This is a genomic window from Sphingomonas alpina (assembly GCF_014490665.1).
GTDB lineage: Bacteria > Pseudomonadota > Alphaproteobacteria > Sphingomonadales > Sphingomonadaceae > Sphingomonas > Sphingomonas alpina.
In genome coordinates, this window is sequence record NZ_CP061038.1 from 2,689,119 (window position 1) to 2,706,442 (window position 17,324).

Below are 17,324 nucleotides of genomic sequence, written 5' to 3' on the forward strand. Positions count from 1 at the left end.
CGAGAGCATGATGAACCCGACCCGTCGTCAGGCCCTCGCTCTCGCGCTTGCCTCCGCTGGCGCGACGCTGCCACGAACGGCATCCGCCGCGCCGCAATCCGACCGGCGCGTCCCCTGCCCCACGCCCGCCGCGCGCTGGCGCGCAGGAATAGAAGGTCAGCGGCGCGCCGATCTGGGCGATGGGCGCTATCTCAACCCTGTTCTCGCGGGCGATCACCCCGATCCCACGGTGCTGAAGGATGGCGCGGACTATTACGCCGCTTTCTCATCGTTCCAATATTATCCTGGCGTGCCGATCTGGCACTCGCGCGACCTGGTCAACTGGACGCCGGTCGCCGCTGCACTGACGACCAACATCGGCACCATATGGGCGCTCGACATCGCGAAACACGGCGATCGCTACTTCATCTATATCCCCGTCCTCGCGCAGGACGGCGACGCCCGTCCGTTGCGCACCTATGTCATCCACGCACAGTCGATGCGCGGGCCGTGGAGCGAGCCGATTGACATGAAGATCGACGGCATGATCGATCCCGGTCATGCTATGGGCGAGGACGGCAAGCGATATCTGTTCTTCAACGGCGGCAAGCGGGTGCGCCTCAGCGACGACGGTCTTGCCGCCGCCGGACCGATCGAGCACGTATATGACGGCTGGCCGATCCCCGAAGACTGGATCATCGAAGGCTTCGCGATGGAGGGGCCGAAGGTCCTGCGCAAGGATGGCTATTTCTACCAGTTCGTGGCGCAGGGCGGTACCGCCGGGCCGCCGACCAGCCACATGGTGGTGGTCGCGCGATCGAAATCGATCCATGGCCCATGGGAGAATTGCCCGCACAATCCGATAGTCCGCACCACGCACCGCGACGAGCCGTGGTGGTCGCGAGGCCATTCCACCGCCGTGGAAGGGCCGGACGGGCGCTGGTGGCTGGTCTATCATGGCTATGAGAACGGGTTTCGCACGCTCGGGCGGCAGATGCTGCTTGAGCCGATTGTGTGGACCGCGGACGGCTGGCCGCGGGCGACAGGTGGCGACCTTTCGCGCGCCATGGCGATGCCGGCGCCCGGCGCCGCGCCGGGCGGCCAGCCCTTGTCCGGCTTTCGCGCGGACGCGATCGGCAAAAAGCTGTGCTTCTATGCGCCGCGAACCAATTATCTGAAGCGAACGCGGATCGCGGCAGATACCTTGCAGCTGGCGGGTCAAGGCACTGGTCCCGCCGATTCCTCACCGCTGCTGTTCGTGGCAGGCGACCGCTCCTATCAGATCGACGTTGAGGTGGAACTTGACGGCGACGTCGAGGCCGGGCTGTTGCTGTTCTACAATGAGAAACTGTTCTGCGGCCTCGGCCTCGGCAAGGACCGCTTCCAGGCTTATCGCATCGGACAACGTGAACGCTGGCCTCAAGGTGCTGCTACCAACGCCTCCCGTATCCACCTGCGCCTCGTCAATGAGGAGAACATCGTTACCCTCTACCACAGCGCCGAGGGCCGCACATGGACGAAGGAGCGATCCTTCGAGGTTACGGGCTACAACCACAATGTCGCCGACGGCTTTCTGAGTCTGCGGCCAGGCCTGTATGCCGCGGGCAGCGGACGGGCGACGTTCCGGGGTCTGCGCTATAGCGCCTGACGCCTCATGCGATAGCTGCTGCGTGGCCGGTAGCAGACTCAGTGTTTGGCTCGAGAATCCAGAAGGGCGGCCTTCGTCATCCGTCGATAAAGGCGGCCGATTTGTCGGGCATTCCGGTCGGAAGGCCGATTTGAGATATTCGGGAACACTGACACGCGGGCGCTTGAGAGGCGACGCGCCTCTCGGTGTCGTTCCAATGCACGCCCGGTCACGACGAAGCCCGGAATAGCGATCGTTTACGACTTCCTTGCAGCCCTGGATGCCAGTGCTGCTGATCGTGGCTCTCAGAGCGAATCTGGGCGGATGCCTTGCCGTAACTGGGAAAGCGGTTCTCTCAACTCCTCGGCGCTTGACGCCGATAGCTGAGCGCTTCGGCGACATGAATGCGTCCTACCTCTTCGCTTCCCGCCAGGTCGGCGATCGTGCGCGCAACGCGAAGGATGCGGGTGTACCCGCGCGCTGACAAACGCATTGCCTCCGATGCCTGCGCGAGCAGCTTGCGGCCCGGTTCGTCGGGGGTCGCAACCTGTTCCAGTAGCGCCCCGTCGATCTCGGCATTGGTCCGCGCCGGATGATCGGCATAGCGCACCGCCTGCACCGTCCGCGCGGCGGCAACGCGAGCGCGGACTTCGGCCGATCCCTCGGTCGGCGGCGGTAAGACAAGATCGGCGGCGCTGACCGCCTGGACATCGACGTGCAGGTCAATGCGGTCGAGCAACGGCCCGGACACCTTGGCCTGATAGTCCGCCGCGCATCTGGGAGCGCGGGAACAGGCGAGCGCGGCATCGCCGAGATGGCCACAACGGCACGGATTCATCGCTGCGACCAGCTGAACGCGCGCCGGAAAGGTGACATGCGCATTGGCACGCGCGACGCTGACCGTGCCGGTCTCCAGCGGCTGGCGCAGCGAATCGAGCACCGCACGCTGGAATTCGGGCAGTTCGTCGAGGAACAGAACGCCGAGATGCGCGAGGCTGACTTCGCCCGGCTTCACCTTCAGCCCGCCGCCGACCAATGCCGCCATCGACGCGGAATGATGCGGCGCACGGAACGGACGGGTGCGGGTCAGCCGGCCACCGTTCAGCGTCCCCGCAACCGAGCCCACCATCGACACCTCCAGCGCTTCCCCCGGGTCAAGCGGCGGCAGGATGCCGGGCAGGCACGCCGCCATCAGCGACTTTCCCGCGCCGGGCGGACCGACCATCAGCAGATTGTGCCCGCCCGCCGCGGCGATCTCCAGCGCACGCTTGGCGGTTTCCTGCCCCTTGACCTGTGCCAGATCGGGGCCGTGCGTCGCCTCCTCGGCGTCGCCCGGCTCGGGCGGGGACAACAGGCCATGCCCCTTGAAATGGTTGAGCAGCGACAGGATGTCGGGCGCTGCGATTACCTGGATCGACCCGGCCCAGGCAGCCTCCGCCCCTTGCGACGCGGGGCAGATCAGGCCTTTGCCGATCTCCGACGCGTGCAGTGCCGCGAGCAACACACCAGGCGACGGTGCGATCCGCGCGTCGAGCCCGAGTTCGCCGACCACGACATAATCTGCCAGCGTCTCCGCATCGACCACGCCCATCGCACCGAGCAGGGCCAGTGCGACGGCGAGGTCGAAATGCGAGCCTTCCTTTGGCAGGTCGGCGGGCGACAGATTGGCGACGATGCGTTTGGGCGGAAGCGACAGGCCCATCGCGGCGATCGCGCCGCGCACCCGTTCGCGGCTTTCCGCCACCGCCTTGTCGGCGAGCCCGACAATATTGAAGGCGGGGAGGCCCGGGATGAGCTGCACCTGCACCTCGACCGCACGCGCCTCGAGCCCGAGATACGCCACTGTCGACACGACCGAAACCATTCACCTCTCCCCGCTGAATCCCATTGGTAGCGGGTTTATGGCGCAGCGGAATAGGGCATACCGCCTGTAACAATTGGACCCGATACGGGATCCGTCGATCGGTTCCGTCTTCAGTCTTTGACGACGAGCGCGTGGAGACCAAATGCCGGTACCCGATATGAGAGCAGAGGCTATTCTCTATCGGCTGGACCGGGTCGAGATCGACGGCAGGACGATCTGCCGCAACACCGAACTGGCACGTGGCCCGATCATGATCCTGGCGCGCAGCCTGCGCTTTCGCAGTGCAGCGGAACGGGGGGCTTTATGGATCAAATGTGCCGGCGAGCGTCTGGGCGTCGAGGATGTCGAAGCGCTGGTGCAGAGCTGGTTTGCGAGCCAGCGCAAGTCGGTCGTCGATTGATCCTCCGGCCCGCGCTTTCACGACCCTTGCAGCCACAGTTCATTTGAATCCCGCCGGTAAAGGTGGGATTGCATTCGTCACGACTCACACCGGGGCGACCATGATGCGACTTCTTGTCGTCGAGGACGACGAACGCGCGGCAAAGCAACTCGTCGCCGACCTCGCGGAACTGGGACACGACACCATTGTCGCGCCGGATGGCCGCGCCGCGCTCGCGATCGCTACGGACGACAAGGTCGACGCGATCCTGCTCGATGTGATGCTGCCCTATGTCGACGGGGTCGCGGTCGCCAAATTGTTGCGCGAACGCCGGCTCGACATGCCGATCATCATGCTGACCGCGCTGGGCGATCTCGACCAGCGGCTGGCCGGGCTCGATGCCGGCGCGGATGATTATCTGGTCAAGCCGGCAGCGGCGGTGGAGATCGATGCACGGTTGCGGGCGATCGCGCGGCGCGCGACGCGGACGAATGAATCCGGCATCATGACCGCCGGCGATATCGAGGTGAACGAAGTCAAATATCGCGCCACCCGCGCCGGCCGCATACTCAAGCTGCAAAAGCTGGAATTCCAGCTGCTGTGCGAGCTGGTGCGTAACGCGAACAGCATCGTCACGCGCCAGATGCTGTATCAGAATGTCTGGAAATATGATTTCGAGCCGACCACCAACATCGCCGAATCCTATATTCGGCGGCTCCGCGCCCAGATCAACCTGCCCGGTGAGCGCGATCCGATCCAGACCATCCGCGGGGTCGGTTACCGGTTGAGCGACCAGGACTGAGGTGCGCAGCCTCACGATCAGACCCAGGTCCCTGCGCGCGATCCTGGCGATCTTCGTCGCGCTGTTCCTGATCGCTTTGATCGCCGTCCGCGCCGCCAACTACACCGTCGCCCATAATGCGCTGATATGGGAGGTCGATCGGCGGCTGGCGAGCGAGGCGTCCGCGATCGCCGGCGCGAAAGACGATGTCGCCGCGATGACCGCGCGCATCATCGCCGCTCAGGGCAACCACGACACCGCCGACCTCTTCTATCTGCTCACCGACAAGGCGGGACAGCGGCTGGCAGGGACGCTTCGGCCGCACCGGCCTTTGCCCCTCGGCTATTCGAACTTCGGCGAAGAGGCGCAGGTCGATGGCGTCGCCCATGGCCGCGCGCTGGTCCGGCGCCTGACGAACGGCAGCACGCTGGTGGTGGTCTCCGACAATGACGAGGTGGTCGCGTTCGACCGGCTGCTCGCCAACACGCAGCTGATCGGGCTGGGTATCACTGCACTGATCGTGATCGGCGGCGCGATCGGCATCGCGCTGGCGATCGGCGGGCGGATGCGCGCGATGCAGCGCACGGTCGATGCAGTGATCGCAGGCGACCTGCACAGCCGCATCCCCCTCGACGGAACGCACAGCGAATTCGACCGCCAGGCCGAAGCTTTCAATCGCATGCTCGACCGGATCGACGCGCTGATGGCGAACATCAAGCACGCCGCACGCGACGTCACGCATGAGCTGAAGAGTCCCCTTGCCCGGCTACGCGGCCGCATCGCGGCGATGGCCCGGCATGCCGAGGGCAATCCGCTGCAAAGCGAGATCGACGATGCACTGGCGCAGACCGACCAGTTGCTCGATCTCTTCTCCAGCCTGTTGCGGCTGTGGGAGATCGAGGGCGGGCATCGCCGTGAGCGATTCGCTCCGGTCGATCTCGGTGCACTGGCCGAGGAGGTGGCGGAATCGCTGCAGGTCGTGGCGGAGGATGCCGGACGCGGCTTCGCCATCGGCGCGATCCCGGCCGTAACGCTCCGCGGCGATATCAATCTGTTGCGGCAGATGCTGGTCAATCTGGTCGAGAATGCGATCCACCACACTCCGCCTGGAACGCGCATCGACCTGATGCTGGAACGGCGCGCGCGCGCGGTTCGGGTGATTGTCACCGATAACGGACCGGGCATTCCGGCCGATCGATACGAGACTGTGATCCGGCGTTTCGGACGGCTCGAGGCACCGGACAAGCCCGACGGCCAGGGGCTTGGCCTGACCTTGGTCGATGCGATCGCGCGATTGCATCATGGTACGCTGATACTTGGCGATGCAGAGCCGGGCCTGCGCGCAGTGGTCGATCTGCCGATCGACGATTAGCGGACCATCCCGTCATTGAGTGCTATCCGCGACACATGAGCGGGTTCAGGCCATGCGCCGGGAGATATGGGACACCGGATATGTCCCATATCTCTGCCTCTGCCGCCCAAGCACAAGGCAAATAAGTTTGTTATATATCAATTACTTGATTGATATTTGCATAAAAAGAACGGTCTCTGGAATATCTCAACAAAAAAACCGTTCGCGTCGAGCGCGACCGAGCAACATGGCCGACGATCCGGCCTGTTTCTCGACGTCGCTCGACACGAACGGAAGTCGGCAGAAGGAATCTTCACTCCCCGGCCCCTGCAAAGGGCCGGGTGATGTCACAAAGGATCAGAACTTGATCGCGGCCTCAACGCCAAAGGTGCGCGGCGCGTTGAAATTGCCATAGTCGCCAAGGATATTGCCGATGCCCGAATTCGGGCTGTAAACAACCGGCGTCACGCCCGGGGCACTGGTGACGGCGGGCAATCCCCCCAGGCTATTGGTCGGATCGCGACGATAGACATATTGGTTGTCGAACAAATTACGTGCCCAGACGGAGAGAGTCAGCTTGTTGCTGCCACCGCCAAGCTCGATATCGGCCAGCGCGATGCGGCCATTAACGACGAACGACGAGTCATTCTTGGTCGCATATTGATCGAACGTCTGGGTTGCGTCGGCATAATTGGCGTCGAGGTGGAACTTCAACGTCATCCCGCCGAGCGGCGCGGCATAGTCGACTGCACCGCTTGCCGCGTTGCGCGGTGTGAACACGATATAGACATTCTGCATCACACCGGTGAACGGGTTCACCACCGGCGGAATCTTGGTGTAGGTATAGGCATAGGAAGCGGACAGCGTCAGACCGCGCAGCGGGTTGACCGTCAGATCGGCCTCCACACCACGGATCTTGGTATTGCCTGGTGCATTGACCGTTTCGATCGTGTTGCGGTTCGTGCCGGTGACCGGATCGAACGACACCGAACTGAAGTCGATCTGGCTGCCGGTGCGGTTCATGATGTAGCCGGCAAGGTTCAACCGGACCCGATGGTCGAAGAATTCGGTCTTGGCGCCGATTTCATAGGACTTGGCGTCTTCCGGACCGAACTGACGATAGGTCACCGAGCGCGAGCTTGCACCACCGCCGCGATAGCCGGTAGCATATTTGGCATAGAGATTGATCCCGTCGGCGGCGTCCCAGGCAATGATCGCCGTGGGATTGAACCGGCTGGTATTCTGCTTGAATGTGAAGGGCCGGGGAGCATTGTTGACGACGTACAGAGCGCCGTCCTTCTCGTCCCAGGTTCCGCGCCCGCCAACCGTGAAGTGCAGCGTGTCGATCGGCGAATAGGTCGCCTGGCCGTAGACCGCATAGCTCTTGGCGTGAGCAATGCTGGCACGGTCGATGAAGCGGCAGCTCGGCAGCGATCCGAAACCGGCGGATCCCGTGCAGGGATCAAGGACAGTGACGGCGGTGCCGGTCGCGTTGAACGCGTTGGAACTCGGTGTCGCCGCATCGTCATTGGCGGTCTCGTTGAAATAATAGGCGCCCACGGCATAATCGATCTTGTCGAAATGGCCGACCGCCTGGAGTTCCTGGCTGAACTGATGCTGGTAAAGATCGGCCAAGCTATAGCGGCTGAAATTGCAGCCGGTGGTACCCGAGCAGCCAATGCCGGTCACCGGCGGACGATGCGCACCGCCGCTGTTGTCCCACTGGTTCGAGCTGACGTCGCGCCAGGCGGTGATCGAGCGCAATTCGACCCACGGCGCCACAGCCCATTTCAGATTGGCGGTATAGCCATGCGTCTTGTCGATGCTGGGCTGCTGCGGCACGCCGATATCGGCCACTTTCATCCGCGTGGTGCCATTGACCACCACGATCGGCGGCAGCCCCTTGACCGCACCGGTAAAGGTGGTTGGTGCGGTACCTGGCAACACGCAGTTCGGGCTGGCCGAGACCGGCCCGGCGACGCAATGGTTCGGATTGTAGTTCAGCAACTGGCTGTAGAATGGCGAGTTGGAATCATGGCCCATATCATAGGAGAAATCGGCCGTGAATCCTTCGAACGGCTTCCACCGCGCCGCGGCGCGGAAACCGTAACGGTCGTAATAATTCCAACCGGTCTGGCCGGCGAGCGGGTTCTTGGTGGTTGCGCCCTGATATTGCTCGATCGCGTCGAGCTTGACGCTGACATTGGCGACTTCGGGCAGGTCGAGGTGAATCTGTCCGCTATGGCTGCCGTAATTGCCGGCGCCGGCGGAAATGGTCCCGCCGAAAACGCCGCTTGGCGCCTTGGTGACGATGCTCAGCGCACCGCCCTCGGTGTTGCGGCCGAACAATGAGCCTTGCGGTCCCTTGAGCACCTCGATTCGCTCGACATCGAACAGCGCCGCGTTCAGGCCATGCTGGCGGCCGAGATAGACGCCATCGATATAGACGCCGACACCCTGCTCGCGCGCGGGCTGGTTGGCGTCGAGCGGCACGATGCCGCGAATGCCGATGGTCAGTGCGGTCTGGCGCGCTTCGAACGTCGCGACGCGCAGCGAGGGGACCGCACCATCGGCCAGGTCATACAGGCTCTGCACATGGCGATCGACCAGTGCCGCGTTGCTCAGTACCGCGATCGCGATCGGCGTCTTCTGCAGATTGGTTTCGGTCTTGGTTGCCGTCACGACGATATCGTCGAGTTGCGCTCCTTCTGCCTCAGGGGCCGGTGCGTCCGTCGCCGGAGCGGTGTCGACCGCAACCGGATCAGCAGCCGGCTTCTCGTCCGCAAACGCCGGCGATGCCGTCATGGCCAGCAGGGCGCCGCCCAGAAGCAGATGCCGGCGGAAGCGTGAATGATATCGCATGTGTCAAAACCCCTTCAGGACCTCTTGTCCTGCTGGGGCGGCGGCTACACAGATGATAGGTCAATATTGTTACATTTTGTGTAACACTGCCAGCACAAACTAATCATTTTCGTGTCATTTTCGACATTTAACCGATCAAGTGAATGCAATATCCCGAATTATATCAATTATGATAATTACTGTTTTTGATATTTCGCAAATTTAATTCCAATCTATTCTACTTTAAATTCGATCAACCTATTCCACCTCAAATTTCAGCACCAGAAACCAAGAATAGCCGGAACATATATTTATCAGTCCGCGCAATTTTGCGCCGTTTTCCATAACTTGTGCGGTAGGACGCTCTCCGCACCGTTGCAACGGGCCGCCATGCATGGCAGCGGAGAGGCATGACATCGACTCGCACGCTTCGTCGCACAGCCCTGCTGCTGCTTCTCCCGGTTCTGGCGCCGATCAGCGGCGCGGCTCGCGCGGCGGATGACGCGCTGCCGCCATTTTTCGACGCGGCTGTGTGCAAGCCACCCTATAGCATGGACTCCGCCAACACCCTGTATGAAGCGGCGGAGAAGATCACCAAGCCCGATACATCGCTGCTCACCGCGGCCGTCTATAAAATGCCGCACGAGATCGGGCAGGACGGCTTCAAGACCAGGGAAGTGGTCTTCGCCGGCTCGTCGATCGGCGTCCTGGTCGAGGGGCAGCAAGCCGACGCGCTCGCCGCACGCTATAACCTCACCCGCGAACGCTCGACGCTGTTCGGGGCTTCGACCAAGGGCTATTCGCGCGCCCTGCCCGCAGCTGAGCAGCCAAGTCCGGATGCGGGCGTGGTATCGATCATTGCGCGCGAGAGCGAAGGCTTGGCCGGCAAGACGCTGCTGGCCTGTGAGCTGGTGCTGACGGAAGATCAGGCCGCGCTCGACGCGTACGACAAGGGCAAGGCCGAGAGGGAAAACAAGCAATAGGCTGGCCTCACCGGTCCGGTCGGAGCCCCCCCTGCACCGAACCGACGGTCAATCCGTCGCCCAATGGTCCGGGATACGCAAATTATGCTCCATTTCGGTCCATTTTGGTGGAGGATGACCGGTCGCTCGCTGCCACAATCAGCAGCAACAGGATCAGCGCGACGCTATATTCGCTGCCCCCGGTGCCATGTTCGCCAACGAACCATCCCGCATGGCGGTGGATGATGACGATGCCCATGCTCGCAATGACCAGCAGCGGGATCGTCGCCCAGCGCACATAAAGACCAAGGATCAGCAAGGTTCCGGCGATCAATTCGCTCAGCGTAATGAGCCAGACCAGCTGAATGCCGTAAGGGAAACCCGCCGCTTCCATAAAGGCACCGAAGCGCGGGATCGTGCCGTTGGCGATCCGCACTCCCGCATGCGCCATGAAAAAGACGGCCGTCATGATCCGGACGATCATGACGGCCAAGGGGAGGGTTATGAATGGATAGCGTGTCATTGCCGGCAATGTGTTCCAAAACTGATCCATTTCGGCAAGAGTTGCTGACACGCGACGCGCCGGCTGTCCTGGAGGCGCTCTGCTGAGGACGGGGTACCTCGTTCCTCAGGCGAGCGCCGCTGCGACCGATATCGTCAGCGGCGTCGTCGGCCGGCCGATCAGCGCGGAAAGATCCCCGCCATCGTCGAACAATGCGCCTGCTGCCGACTTCGCATCGCTTTCGGACAGGAGTCCGGCATAGATTTCGGGCAGGCCGGCCTCGATCAGGGTTTCCCGATAAGCCGCCTCGGGCAGATCGGTATAGGCGATATCCCTGCCCGCCTGCCGTGCGATCTCCGCGGCAAGGTCGCTCAGCGTATAGGCGCTGTCGCCGGCAAGCTCATAGATCCGGCCGCCCTGATCCTCATCGGCGGTCAGCACGGCGGCCGCCGCTGCCGCATAATCCGCACGCGCAGCGAAGGAAATCCGCCCCGCCCCTGCGCTGCCGACCAGTGCGCCGGTGGACAGGGCAGCATCGATCCGGGCGGCATAATTTTCGGTGTACCAGCCGTTACGCAGCAGGGCGAACGGCACGCCGGCATCGCGCAGCAATGCTTCGGTGGCCCGATGCTCGACGCCGAGATCAAGCGTCGACGTGTCGGCATGGAGCAGGCTGGTATAGACGATCAGCCCGACACCGGCATCGCGCGCCGCCTCGATCGCCGTGCGATGCTGTGCCTCGCGCCGGCCGATCTCGTTCGACGAGATGAGCAGCAGCTTCGACACCCCGGCAAAGGCGGCCGCCAGCGTCTCCGGGCGATCATAATCGCCGGCCCGCACCACCACGCCCAACGCGGCAAGATCGGCCGCTTTCTCAGGGGAGCGGACGACCGCGACGATCTCGCCGGCCGGGACCTTCTCGAGCAAGGCCGTAATGACCAAATGACCCAGTTGGCCGGTGGCTCCGGTGATTGCGTACATGGGCGGGGCACTCCTTCTATGGTTGATGCCCCGCAGGTAATGCCCTAGCTAACTAATCATAAGTACGTACGAAAAGGTTAGTGTAAAATGGTGGATAACGATCGCATCTACCTGGCCGAGCGGCTGCAGCGCGGCGACGTGTTCGCGCGCGATTGCCCGTCGCGCAGCATCATGAAGCATATGACGAGCAGCTGGGGCGTACTCACGCTGGTCGCGCTACAGGGCGGGACCTTGCGGTTCAGCGCGCTGCGCCGCCGCATCACCGGGGTGAGCGAGCGGATGTTGTCGCAGACGCTGCAATGCCTCGAGAATGACGGGCTGGTCGACCGCCGCTCCTTTCCGGTGGTGCCGCCACATGTCGAATACACGCTGACGGCGCTGGGCCAGGAAGCAGCGGAAAAGGTCGCCGGCCTGGCCGACTGGATCGAGGACCGGCTCCCGCAAATCCTCGCCGCGCGGCGCGATACCGCGCCGGATGCGGTGTCAGGCGCCGGCGTCTGACCGCGCCGGCATCTGGATCAGATTGAGGAACGACAGCACGACCGCCCCGTCCTGATTGGTGACGGTCATCTTCATGCTGATCGTGCCGCGATCGGGCTTGCTCCTCGATCGTGCGATGGCGACGATCTCGCGCCGGATCTGCAGAATGTCGCCGGGACGCACCGGGTGCAGCCATTGCAGCTCGTCGACGCGCAAGCCGAGCATCGGCGTCGCGCCGAATGGAGCCGTATCGACGAAATCGCGCATCACCAGCGACGCGACATGCCAGCCGCTGGCGATCAGGCCGCCGAACCGGCCCTGCGCCGCGACGTCCGGATCGGTATGCATCGGCTGCGGATCGAATTCGCGCGCGAAGCGGATGATATCGGCCTCCGTGACGGTGATCGGCCCGCCGGACCAGCTGTCGCCGACAGCAAGGTCATCCAGGGCGAGGTCGGGATTGGGCATGTCTGTCTCCGGTGGAGCCGCACCCTCTAATTGAACGGATCATGATCGTCAGCGCTTTTCATCCCGGCCCCAAATCTTCCTGACTCCAGGTGCCTTGTGCAAGCAACACACCCTCCCCACATCCTTCCCATGACCGTCACAGCCCCTCGCCCGCTGCTGCGTACCGGCCTGTTCTCGCTCGGCGTCGTGCTGGTGATCGCTTCACCCGTGGTCGGCATCATCCCGGGCCCGGGCGGTGTGGTGGTGTTCGCCGCCGGGCTTGCGCTGATGCTGCGCAACTCGCTTTGGGCGAAGCGTCAGTTCGTCGGAGCGAAGCGGCGCTGGCCCAAAGCGGGCGACCTGGCCGACCGCGGCCTGCGCCGCGCGAGCCGTGCCCGGCGCCAATCGCGCGCCGAAGACGCGCGAACGCGTTGACTTGGGCACCGGCTTTGCTTATGGGCACCGCCTTCAAGGCCGTCCTCGTGGCGGCCCTTTTACATTCAGAAATACCCCCTTGGGTAAGAATTCTTAGGGAATGACCGATGAAGCGGACCTTTCAACCGAGCAATCTCGTGCGCGCCCGTCGTCACGGCTTCCGCTCGCGCATGGCGACCCCGGGCGGCCGCAACGTGATCCGCGCACGCCGCAATCGCGGCCGCAAGAAGCTGTCTGCCTGAACATCACAGCCGGCGACGCCGGGGTTAAGACTCTGGCCGTTCGCCGCGACTTCCTCGCGGCGAACGCCGGCAAGCGCGCACCGATGCCGGGATTTGTCCTGCTGGTGCGCGATCGCGACGACGGTGATGCGACGATGCGAATCGGCTACACCGTGACCAAGAAAATCGGCAATGCCGTGGTCCGCAATCGTATGAAGCGGCGACTGCGCGCGCTCGCGCGTGATCTGCTGCCCGAATCGGGCATTCGCGGCGCCGACCATGTGCTGATCGGCCGCAATGGTGGCATCGAGCGCGATTTCGCGCAGCTCCGCACCGATCTCGCCAAAGCGCTGCAGAAGATCGCGCGATGATGGCGAAGCTGCTTATCGGCCTGGCGCGGCTGTGGCAGATCGGGCCGTCGGCGGTCCTGCCGCCCACCTGCCGCTACGCCCCCTCCTGTTCGGCCTATGCAATAGAGGCACTTCGCCGCTATGGCGCGCTGAAGGGCGGATGGCTGGCGGCGCGGCGTATCGGGCGCTGCCATCCCTGGGGCGGGTCGGGTTATGACCCAGTTCCCTGATTTTCAGCTCATTTCAGACTACCCCAACATGATCGGGATCCAAGCGCGGTGAACAACGACAACAAGAACTTCATCCTGTTCGCGGTGCTCGCGGCATTGATCATGTTCGGCGGCCAATATGTGGTCAGCTATTTCTTTCCATCCAATCCGCCGACGACGCAGATTGTCGACGGCAAGAGCAAGCCCCTGCCCAATCCCGGCGCCAACTCGGGCGCCAACACCGGCGCTGTTCCCGCCGCCGATGGCTCCGCCGCCGTGCGCGACCGCAATATCGTGCTGGGCGAAACCCCGCGCGTGCGCATCGACACGCCCAATCTGCAGGGGTCGATCAACCTGAAGGGCGCGCGCATCGATGACCTGGTGCTGGTCACCTACAAGGAAACCATCGACAAGAATTCGCCGCCGATCCGCCTGCTCTCGCCCTCGGGCACCGCGGGCGCCTATTTCGCCGGCTTTGGCTGGCGCGACGACGGCCTGAAGCCGCCTGCATCGGACACGATCTGGAAGGCGACCGGTGACGTGCTGTCGATCGGCAAGCCGGTCACGCTTGATGCCACCAATGCCAGTGGCCAGCGCTTCCGCATCCAGATCTCGGTCGATGACGGCTATATGTTCACAGTACGCCAGACTGTCGCCAATGCCGGTGCCGGGCCGGTCCCCGTCGCCGCGTATGGCTTGATCAACCGTATCGGCATCTTTCACGATCCGGACACCTGGACGGTGCAGATCGGCCCGATGTCGGCGCATAATGGCGGCGCGCATTACGACGTCAATTTCAGTGACGTCGACACCGGTCCGCAAAAGTTCAACACCACCGGCGGCTGGCTCGGCTTCACGGACAAATATTGGCTGACCGCTCTGGTCCCCGATCAGGGCGTGGCATTCGATGGCCAGTTCCGCCCGGGCCCGAACAAAGCCTATCAGGCAGATTATGCGGTCACCCCGCGGCTGGTCCAGCCGGGTTCGGCAGTCACTCAGACCTCGCGCTTCTTTGCCGGTGCGAAGGAAGTGAAGCTGCTCGACCGCTATACCGACAAGGAAGGGATCGCGCTGTTCGATCACGGCATCGACTGGGGCTGGTTCCGCATCGTCGAAAAACCGATCTTCTATTACCTCCACTGGCTGTTCCAGATGGTCGGCAATTTCGGCGTCGCGATCATCCTGCTGACGGTCACGATCCGCGGCCTGATGTTCCCGATCGCACAGCGCCAGTTCGCCTCGATGGCGGCAATGCGCGCGCTGCAGCCCAAGATGAAGGCGCTGCAGGAACGCTACAAGGACGACAAGCAGAAGCAGCAGCAGGAGGTCATGGCGCTGTACAAGACGGAGAAGGTCAATCCGCTTGCCGGCTGTCTGCCGACCTTCCTGCAGATCCCGATCTTCTACGCGCTCTACAAGGTGCTGCTGCTGACCATCGAAATGCGCCATCAACCCTTCATCCTGTGGATCAAGGATCTGTCGGCGCATGATCCGCTCACGCCGCTCAACCTGTTCGGCTATCTCGCCTTCACGCCCCCGGCATTCCTGGCGATCGGCATCATCCCGATCCTGCTCGGCATCTCGATGTACTTCCAGTTCAAGCTCAACCCTGCGCCGATGGACGAGACGCAGAAGCAGGTCTTTGCGATCATGCCCTGGGTGCTGATGTTCGTGATGGCGCCGTTCGCGGTCGGCCTGCAGGTCTACTGGATCACCTCGAACGTGCTGACGATCCTGCAGCAGAAGCTGCTCTATTCGCGGCATCCGGGATTGAAAGAGGCTGCGGCAAAATGACCGAGGCCTCCGATCCTGCCGGCCCCGTCACCCCCGATCCGCTCGGCTTTACCCCCGAGCTGATCGAGGCGGCGCGCAAGACCTTTGCCGGGCCGGTCGCGTTCCTCAAATCGGCTCCGACGCTGGCGTTCATTCCCGATGCGAGCGTGCCCGAGGTCGCTTTTGCCGGCCGCTCCAATGTCGGCAAATCGTCGCTGCTCAACGCACTGACCGGGCGTAATTCGCTTGCGCGCACCTCGAACACGCCGGGGCGCACGCAGGAACTGAATTTCTTCGACGTCGGCGAACCTCTCGCCTTCCGCCTCGTCGACATGCCCGGCTATGGCTTTGCCAAGGCGCCGAAGGACATGGTCAAGAAGTGGCGCTTCCTCGTCAACGACTTCCTGCGCGGACGCCAGGAACTGAAGCGCGCGCTGGTGCTGATCGATGCGCGCCACGGCATCAAGGATGTCGACCGCGAGATCATGGAGATGCTCGACAAGGCGGCGGTGAGCTATCGCCTGGTGCTGACCAAGGCCGACAAGATCAAGCCGACCGAACTCGCCGAAGTCGCGGCACGCACCGCCGAGGAAGCGCGCAAGCGCCCTGCGGCGCATCCGGATGTGCTGGAGACGTCGAGCGAGACGGGGCTCGGGATTCCCGAGCTGCGCGCAGCGGTGCTCGAAGCGATCGGCTGAGAAAAGAACGACCGCAAATGAGCTGATTGCGGCGCTTCCTTCCAAAGACACGCTTCCCCGGCGCAGGCCGGGGCCCAGTCGGAAAACAGTCGGTAACCGCTGCTGCGGCCCGTCACATCAGCCATTCCAACTGGACCCCGGCCTGCGCCGGGGAAGCACGTATTTCCTGTTGCCCCGCCCATTCCCTCAACCCGCCGATTCCCCCTCGCGCTCCGGCGACATCCGTTGCATATCGCTACCCATAATTTTGGGAGAGACGCGATGACCATCACCACCGGCCTGCAACTGAGCTCGCTGATCACTGCCGAGGGCGAATTGCGCCTGTCGCTTGATGATGTGGCGATCCCCGCCCCGCGCGCTGACCAGGTTGTGGTGCGGATCGAGGCGTCGCCGCTCAATCCGTCCGACCTCGGCCTGCTGCTCGGCCCGGCGGACCTGTCGACGATCAAGGCCGGCGGCAGCGCCGATCGCCCGACCGTGACCGCTTCTGTCGCCCCGGCCATCCTGCCCTCGCTCCAGGCCCGGCTCGGCGAAGCAATGGCGGTCGGCAATGAAGGCGCTGGCGTGGTGGTCGACGCGGGCGATGACGCCAAGCATTTGATCGGCCGTACCGTCGCGCTGCTCGGCGGCTCCATGTACTCGCAATATCGCGTAATGAAGGCATCGGATGCACTGGTGCTGCCCGAAGGCACGACTGCTGCACAGGGTGCGTCCTGCTTCGTCAACCCGCTGACCGCGCTCGCCATGGTCGAGACGATGCGCGCCGAGGGTCATACCGCACTGGTCCATACCGCCGCCGCATCGAACCTTGGCCAGATGCTCAACCGTATCTGCATCGCCGATGGCGTGCCGCTGGTGAACATCGTGCGCAGCGAGGCGCAGGCGAAGATCCTGACCGATATCGGTGCGAAATATGTCGTCGACAGCACCACACCCGATTTCCGCACCAAGCTGATCGACGCGTTGATGGAGACGGGCGCGACGCTCGCTTTCGACGCGGTCGGCGGTGGCCCGCTCGCCGGCCAGATCATCGCCGCGATGGAAGTCGCCGCGACGCGCAAGATGACCGACTACAGCCGCTACGGATCGACCACGCACAAGCAGGTCTATATCTATGGCGTGCTCGACCTGCGTCCGACCGAGATCGGCCGCAACACCGGCATGGCCTGGGGCATTGGCGGCTTTCTGCTGACCTATTTCCTGATGAAGGCCGGCCCGGAGGTCGGCCAGCGCATGCGCGCGCGCGTTGCCGCCGAGCTGACCACCACGTTCGCCAGCCATTACACGTCGGAAATCTCGCTGGCCGAGGCACTGCAGCCCGAGATCATTGCCGCCTATGCGAAAAAGGCGACGGGTGAGAAGTTCCTGATCAACCCGAGCAAGGGCCTCTAGGATCAACGATCGGCGGCGGGCCTCACGCCCGATTCAACGCCGGCACGGATCA

18 protein-coding genes are annotated in these 17,324 nt (G+C 63.5%); 13 read left to right on the plus strand and 5 right to left on the minus strand.

Going from position 1 to position 17,324, the window contains the following annotated elements:
* Positions 1-10 precede the first annotated feature (10 nt).
* Positions 11-1,627: a family 43 glycosylhydrolase gene (locus H3Z74_RS12400; protein WP_187759977.1), complete on the plus strand. Its 1,617-nt coding sequence runs from the start codon at positions 11-13 to the stop codon at positions 1,625-1,627.
* Positions 1,628-1,961: 334 nt separating this feature from the next.
* On the opposite strand, the gene H3Z74_RS12405 is transcribed toward H3Z74_RS12400, so the two are convergent.
* Positions 1,962-3,470 (minus strand): YifB family Mg chelatase-like AAA ATPase, encoded by a 1,509-nt coding sequence (locus H3Z74_RS12405; protein WP_187759978.1) that lies wholly within the window; start codon positions 3,468-3,470, stop codon positions 1,962-1,964.
* 142 nt (positions 3,471-3,612) lie between these two features.
* On the opposite strand from H3Z74_RS12405, the gene H3Z74_RS12410 reads away from it, so the two are divergent.
* The 3 genes from H3Z74_RS12410 to H3Z74_RS12420 all read left to right on the plus strand — a co-directional run bounded on the left by H3Z74_RS12410 (position 3,613) and on the right by H3Z74_RS12420 (position 6,002).
* On the plus strand, positions 3,613-3,870 hold the full coding sequence (locus tag H3Z74_RS12410) for a hypothetical protein (RefSeq protein ID WP_187759979.1): 258 nt from the start codon (positions 3,613-3,615) through the stop codon (positions 3,868-3,870).
* 103 nt (positions 3,871-3,973) lie between these two features.
* Positions 3,974-4,651, plus strand: coding sequence for a response regulator transcription factor (locus H3Z74_RS12415; protein ID WP_187759980.1), 678 nt, complete (start codon positions 3,974-3,976; stop codon positions 4,649-4,651).
* 1 nt (position 4,652) lies between these two features.
* A complete protein-coding gene (locus tag H3Z74_RS12420; RefSeq protein ID WP_187759981.1) occupies positions 4,653-6,002 on the plus strand; it encodes a HAMP domain-containing sensor histidine kinase in 1,350 nt (449 codons plus the stop codon).
* 336 nt (positions 6,003-6,338) lie between these two features.
* Here H3Z74_RS12420 and H3Z74_RS12425 read toward each other — a convergent pair whose 3' ends face one another.
* Positions 6,339-8,843: a TonB-dependent receptor gene (locus H3Z74_RS12425; protein ID WP_187759982.1), complete on the minus strand. Its 2,505-nt coding sequence runs from the start codon at positions 8,841-8,843 to the stop codon at positions 6,339-6,341.
* 389 nt (positions 8,844-9,232) lie between these two features.
* Between H3Z74_RS12425 and H3Z74_RS12430 the strand changes: the two genes are divergently transcribed.
* Positions 9,233-9,805 (plus strand): hypothetical protein, encoded by a 573-nt coding sequence (locus H3Z74_RS12430; RefSeq protein WP_229726543.1) that lies wholly within the window; start codon positions 9,233-9,235, stop codon positions 9,803-9,805.
* An 82-nt stretch (positions 9,806-9,887) separates the two neighbouring features.
* Here H3Z74_RS12430 and H3Z74_RS12435 read toward each other — a convergent pair whose 3' ends face one another.
* Positions 9,888-10,253, minus strand: a complete 366-nt coding sequence (locus tag H3Z74_RS12435; protein WP_187759983.1) for a DoxX family protein — start codon at positions 10,251-10,253, stop codon at positions 9,888-9,890.
* 159 nt (positions 10,254-10,412) lie between these two features.
* Positions 10,413-11,267: an SDR family oxidoreductase gene (locus tag H3Z74_RS12440; protein WP_187759984.1), complete on the minus strand. Its 855-nt coding sequence runs from the start codon at positions 11,265-11,267 to the stop codon at positions 10,413-10,415.
* Between the two features lie 87 nt (positions 11,268-11,354).
* Here H3Z74_RS12440 and H3Z74_RS12445 point away from each other — a divergent pair, with 87 nt between their 5' ends.
* On the plus strand, positions 11,355-11,768 hold the full coding sequence (locus H3Z74_RS12445; RefSeq protein WP_187759985.1) for a winged helix-turn-helix transcriptional regulator: 414 nt from the start codon (positions 11,355-11,357) through the stop codon (positions 11,766-11,768).
* Here the strand turns inward: H3Z74_RS12445 and H3Z74_RS12450 are convergent.
* Complete coding sequence (locus H3Z74_RS12450) at positions 11,751-12,215, minus strand: MaoC family dehydratase (RefSeq protein ID WP_187759986.1); 465 nt, start codon at positions 12,213-12,215, stop codon at positions 11,751-11,753. The two genes, H3Z74_RS12445 and H3Z74_RS12450, sit on opposite strands and share 18 nt — an antisense overlap.
* Before the next feature lie 129 nt (positions 12,216-12,344).
* Here H3Z74_RS12450 and H3Z74_RS12455 point away from each other — a divergent pair, with 129 nt between their 5' ends.
* The 7 genes from H3Z74_RS12455 (at position 12,345) to H3Z74_RS12485 (ending at position 17,272) form a co-directional block, all read left to right on the plus strand.
* On the plus strand, positions 12,345-12,629 hold the full coding sequence (locus H3Z74_RS12455) for a hypothetical protein (protein ID WP_229726544.1): 285 nt from the start codon (positions 12,345-12,347) through the stop codon (positions 12,627-12,629).
* Positions 12,630-12,736: 107 nt separating this feature from the next.
* On the plus strand, positions 12,737-12,871 hold the full coding sequence (gene rpmH / locus H3Z74_RS12460) for a 50S ribosomal protein L34 (RefSeq protein WP_010162954.1): 135 nt from the start codon (positions 12,737-12,739) through the stop codon (positions 12,869-12,871).
* 83 nt (positions 12,872-12,954) lie between these two features.
* Entirely contained in the window at positions 12,955-13,221 is a 267-nt protein-coding gene (rnpA, locus tag H3Z74_RS12465) for a ribonuclease P protein component (protein WP_229726545.1), read from the plus strand.
* Positions 13,218-13,430, plus strand: coding sequence for a membrane protein insertion efficiency factor YidD (gene yidD, locus H3Z74_RS12470; RefSeq protein WP_034160257.1), 213 nt, complete (start codon positions 13,218-13,220; stop codon positions 13,428-13,430). Before rnpA ends, yidD begins: the two co-directional genes overlap by 4 nt.
* A 102-nt stretch (positions 13,431-13,532) precedes the next feature.
* Entirely contained in the window at positions 13,533-15,203 is a 1,671-nt protein-coding gene (gene yidC / locus H3Z74_RS12475; protein ID WP_229727077.1) for a membrane protein insertase YidC, read from the plus strand.
* Complete coding sequence (yihA, locus tag H3Z74_RS12480) at positions 15,200-15,880, plus strand: ribosome biogenesis GTP-binding protein YihA/YsxC (protein WP_187759988.1); 681 nt, start codon at positions 15,200-15,202, stop codon at positions 15,878-15,880. The genes yidC and yihA overlap by 4 nt, the downstream gene beginning before the upstream one ends.
* Before the next feature lie 261 nt (positions 15,881-16,141).
* Entirely contained in the window at positions 16,142-17,272 is a 1,131-nt protein-coding gene (locus H3Z74_RS12485; protein ID WP_187759989.1) for a zinc-binding dehydrogenase, read from the plus strand.
* Positions 17,273-17,324 lie beyond the last annotated feature (52 nt).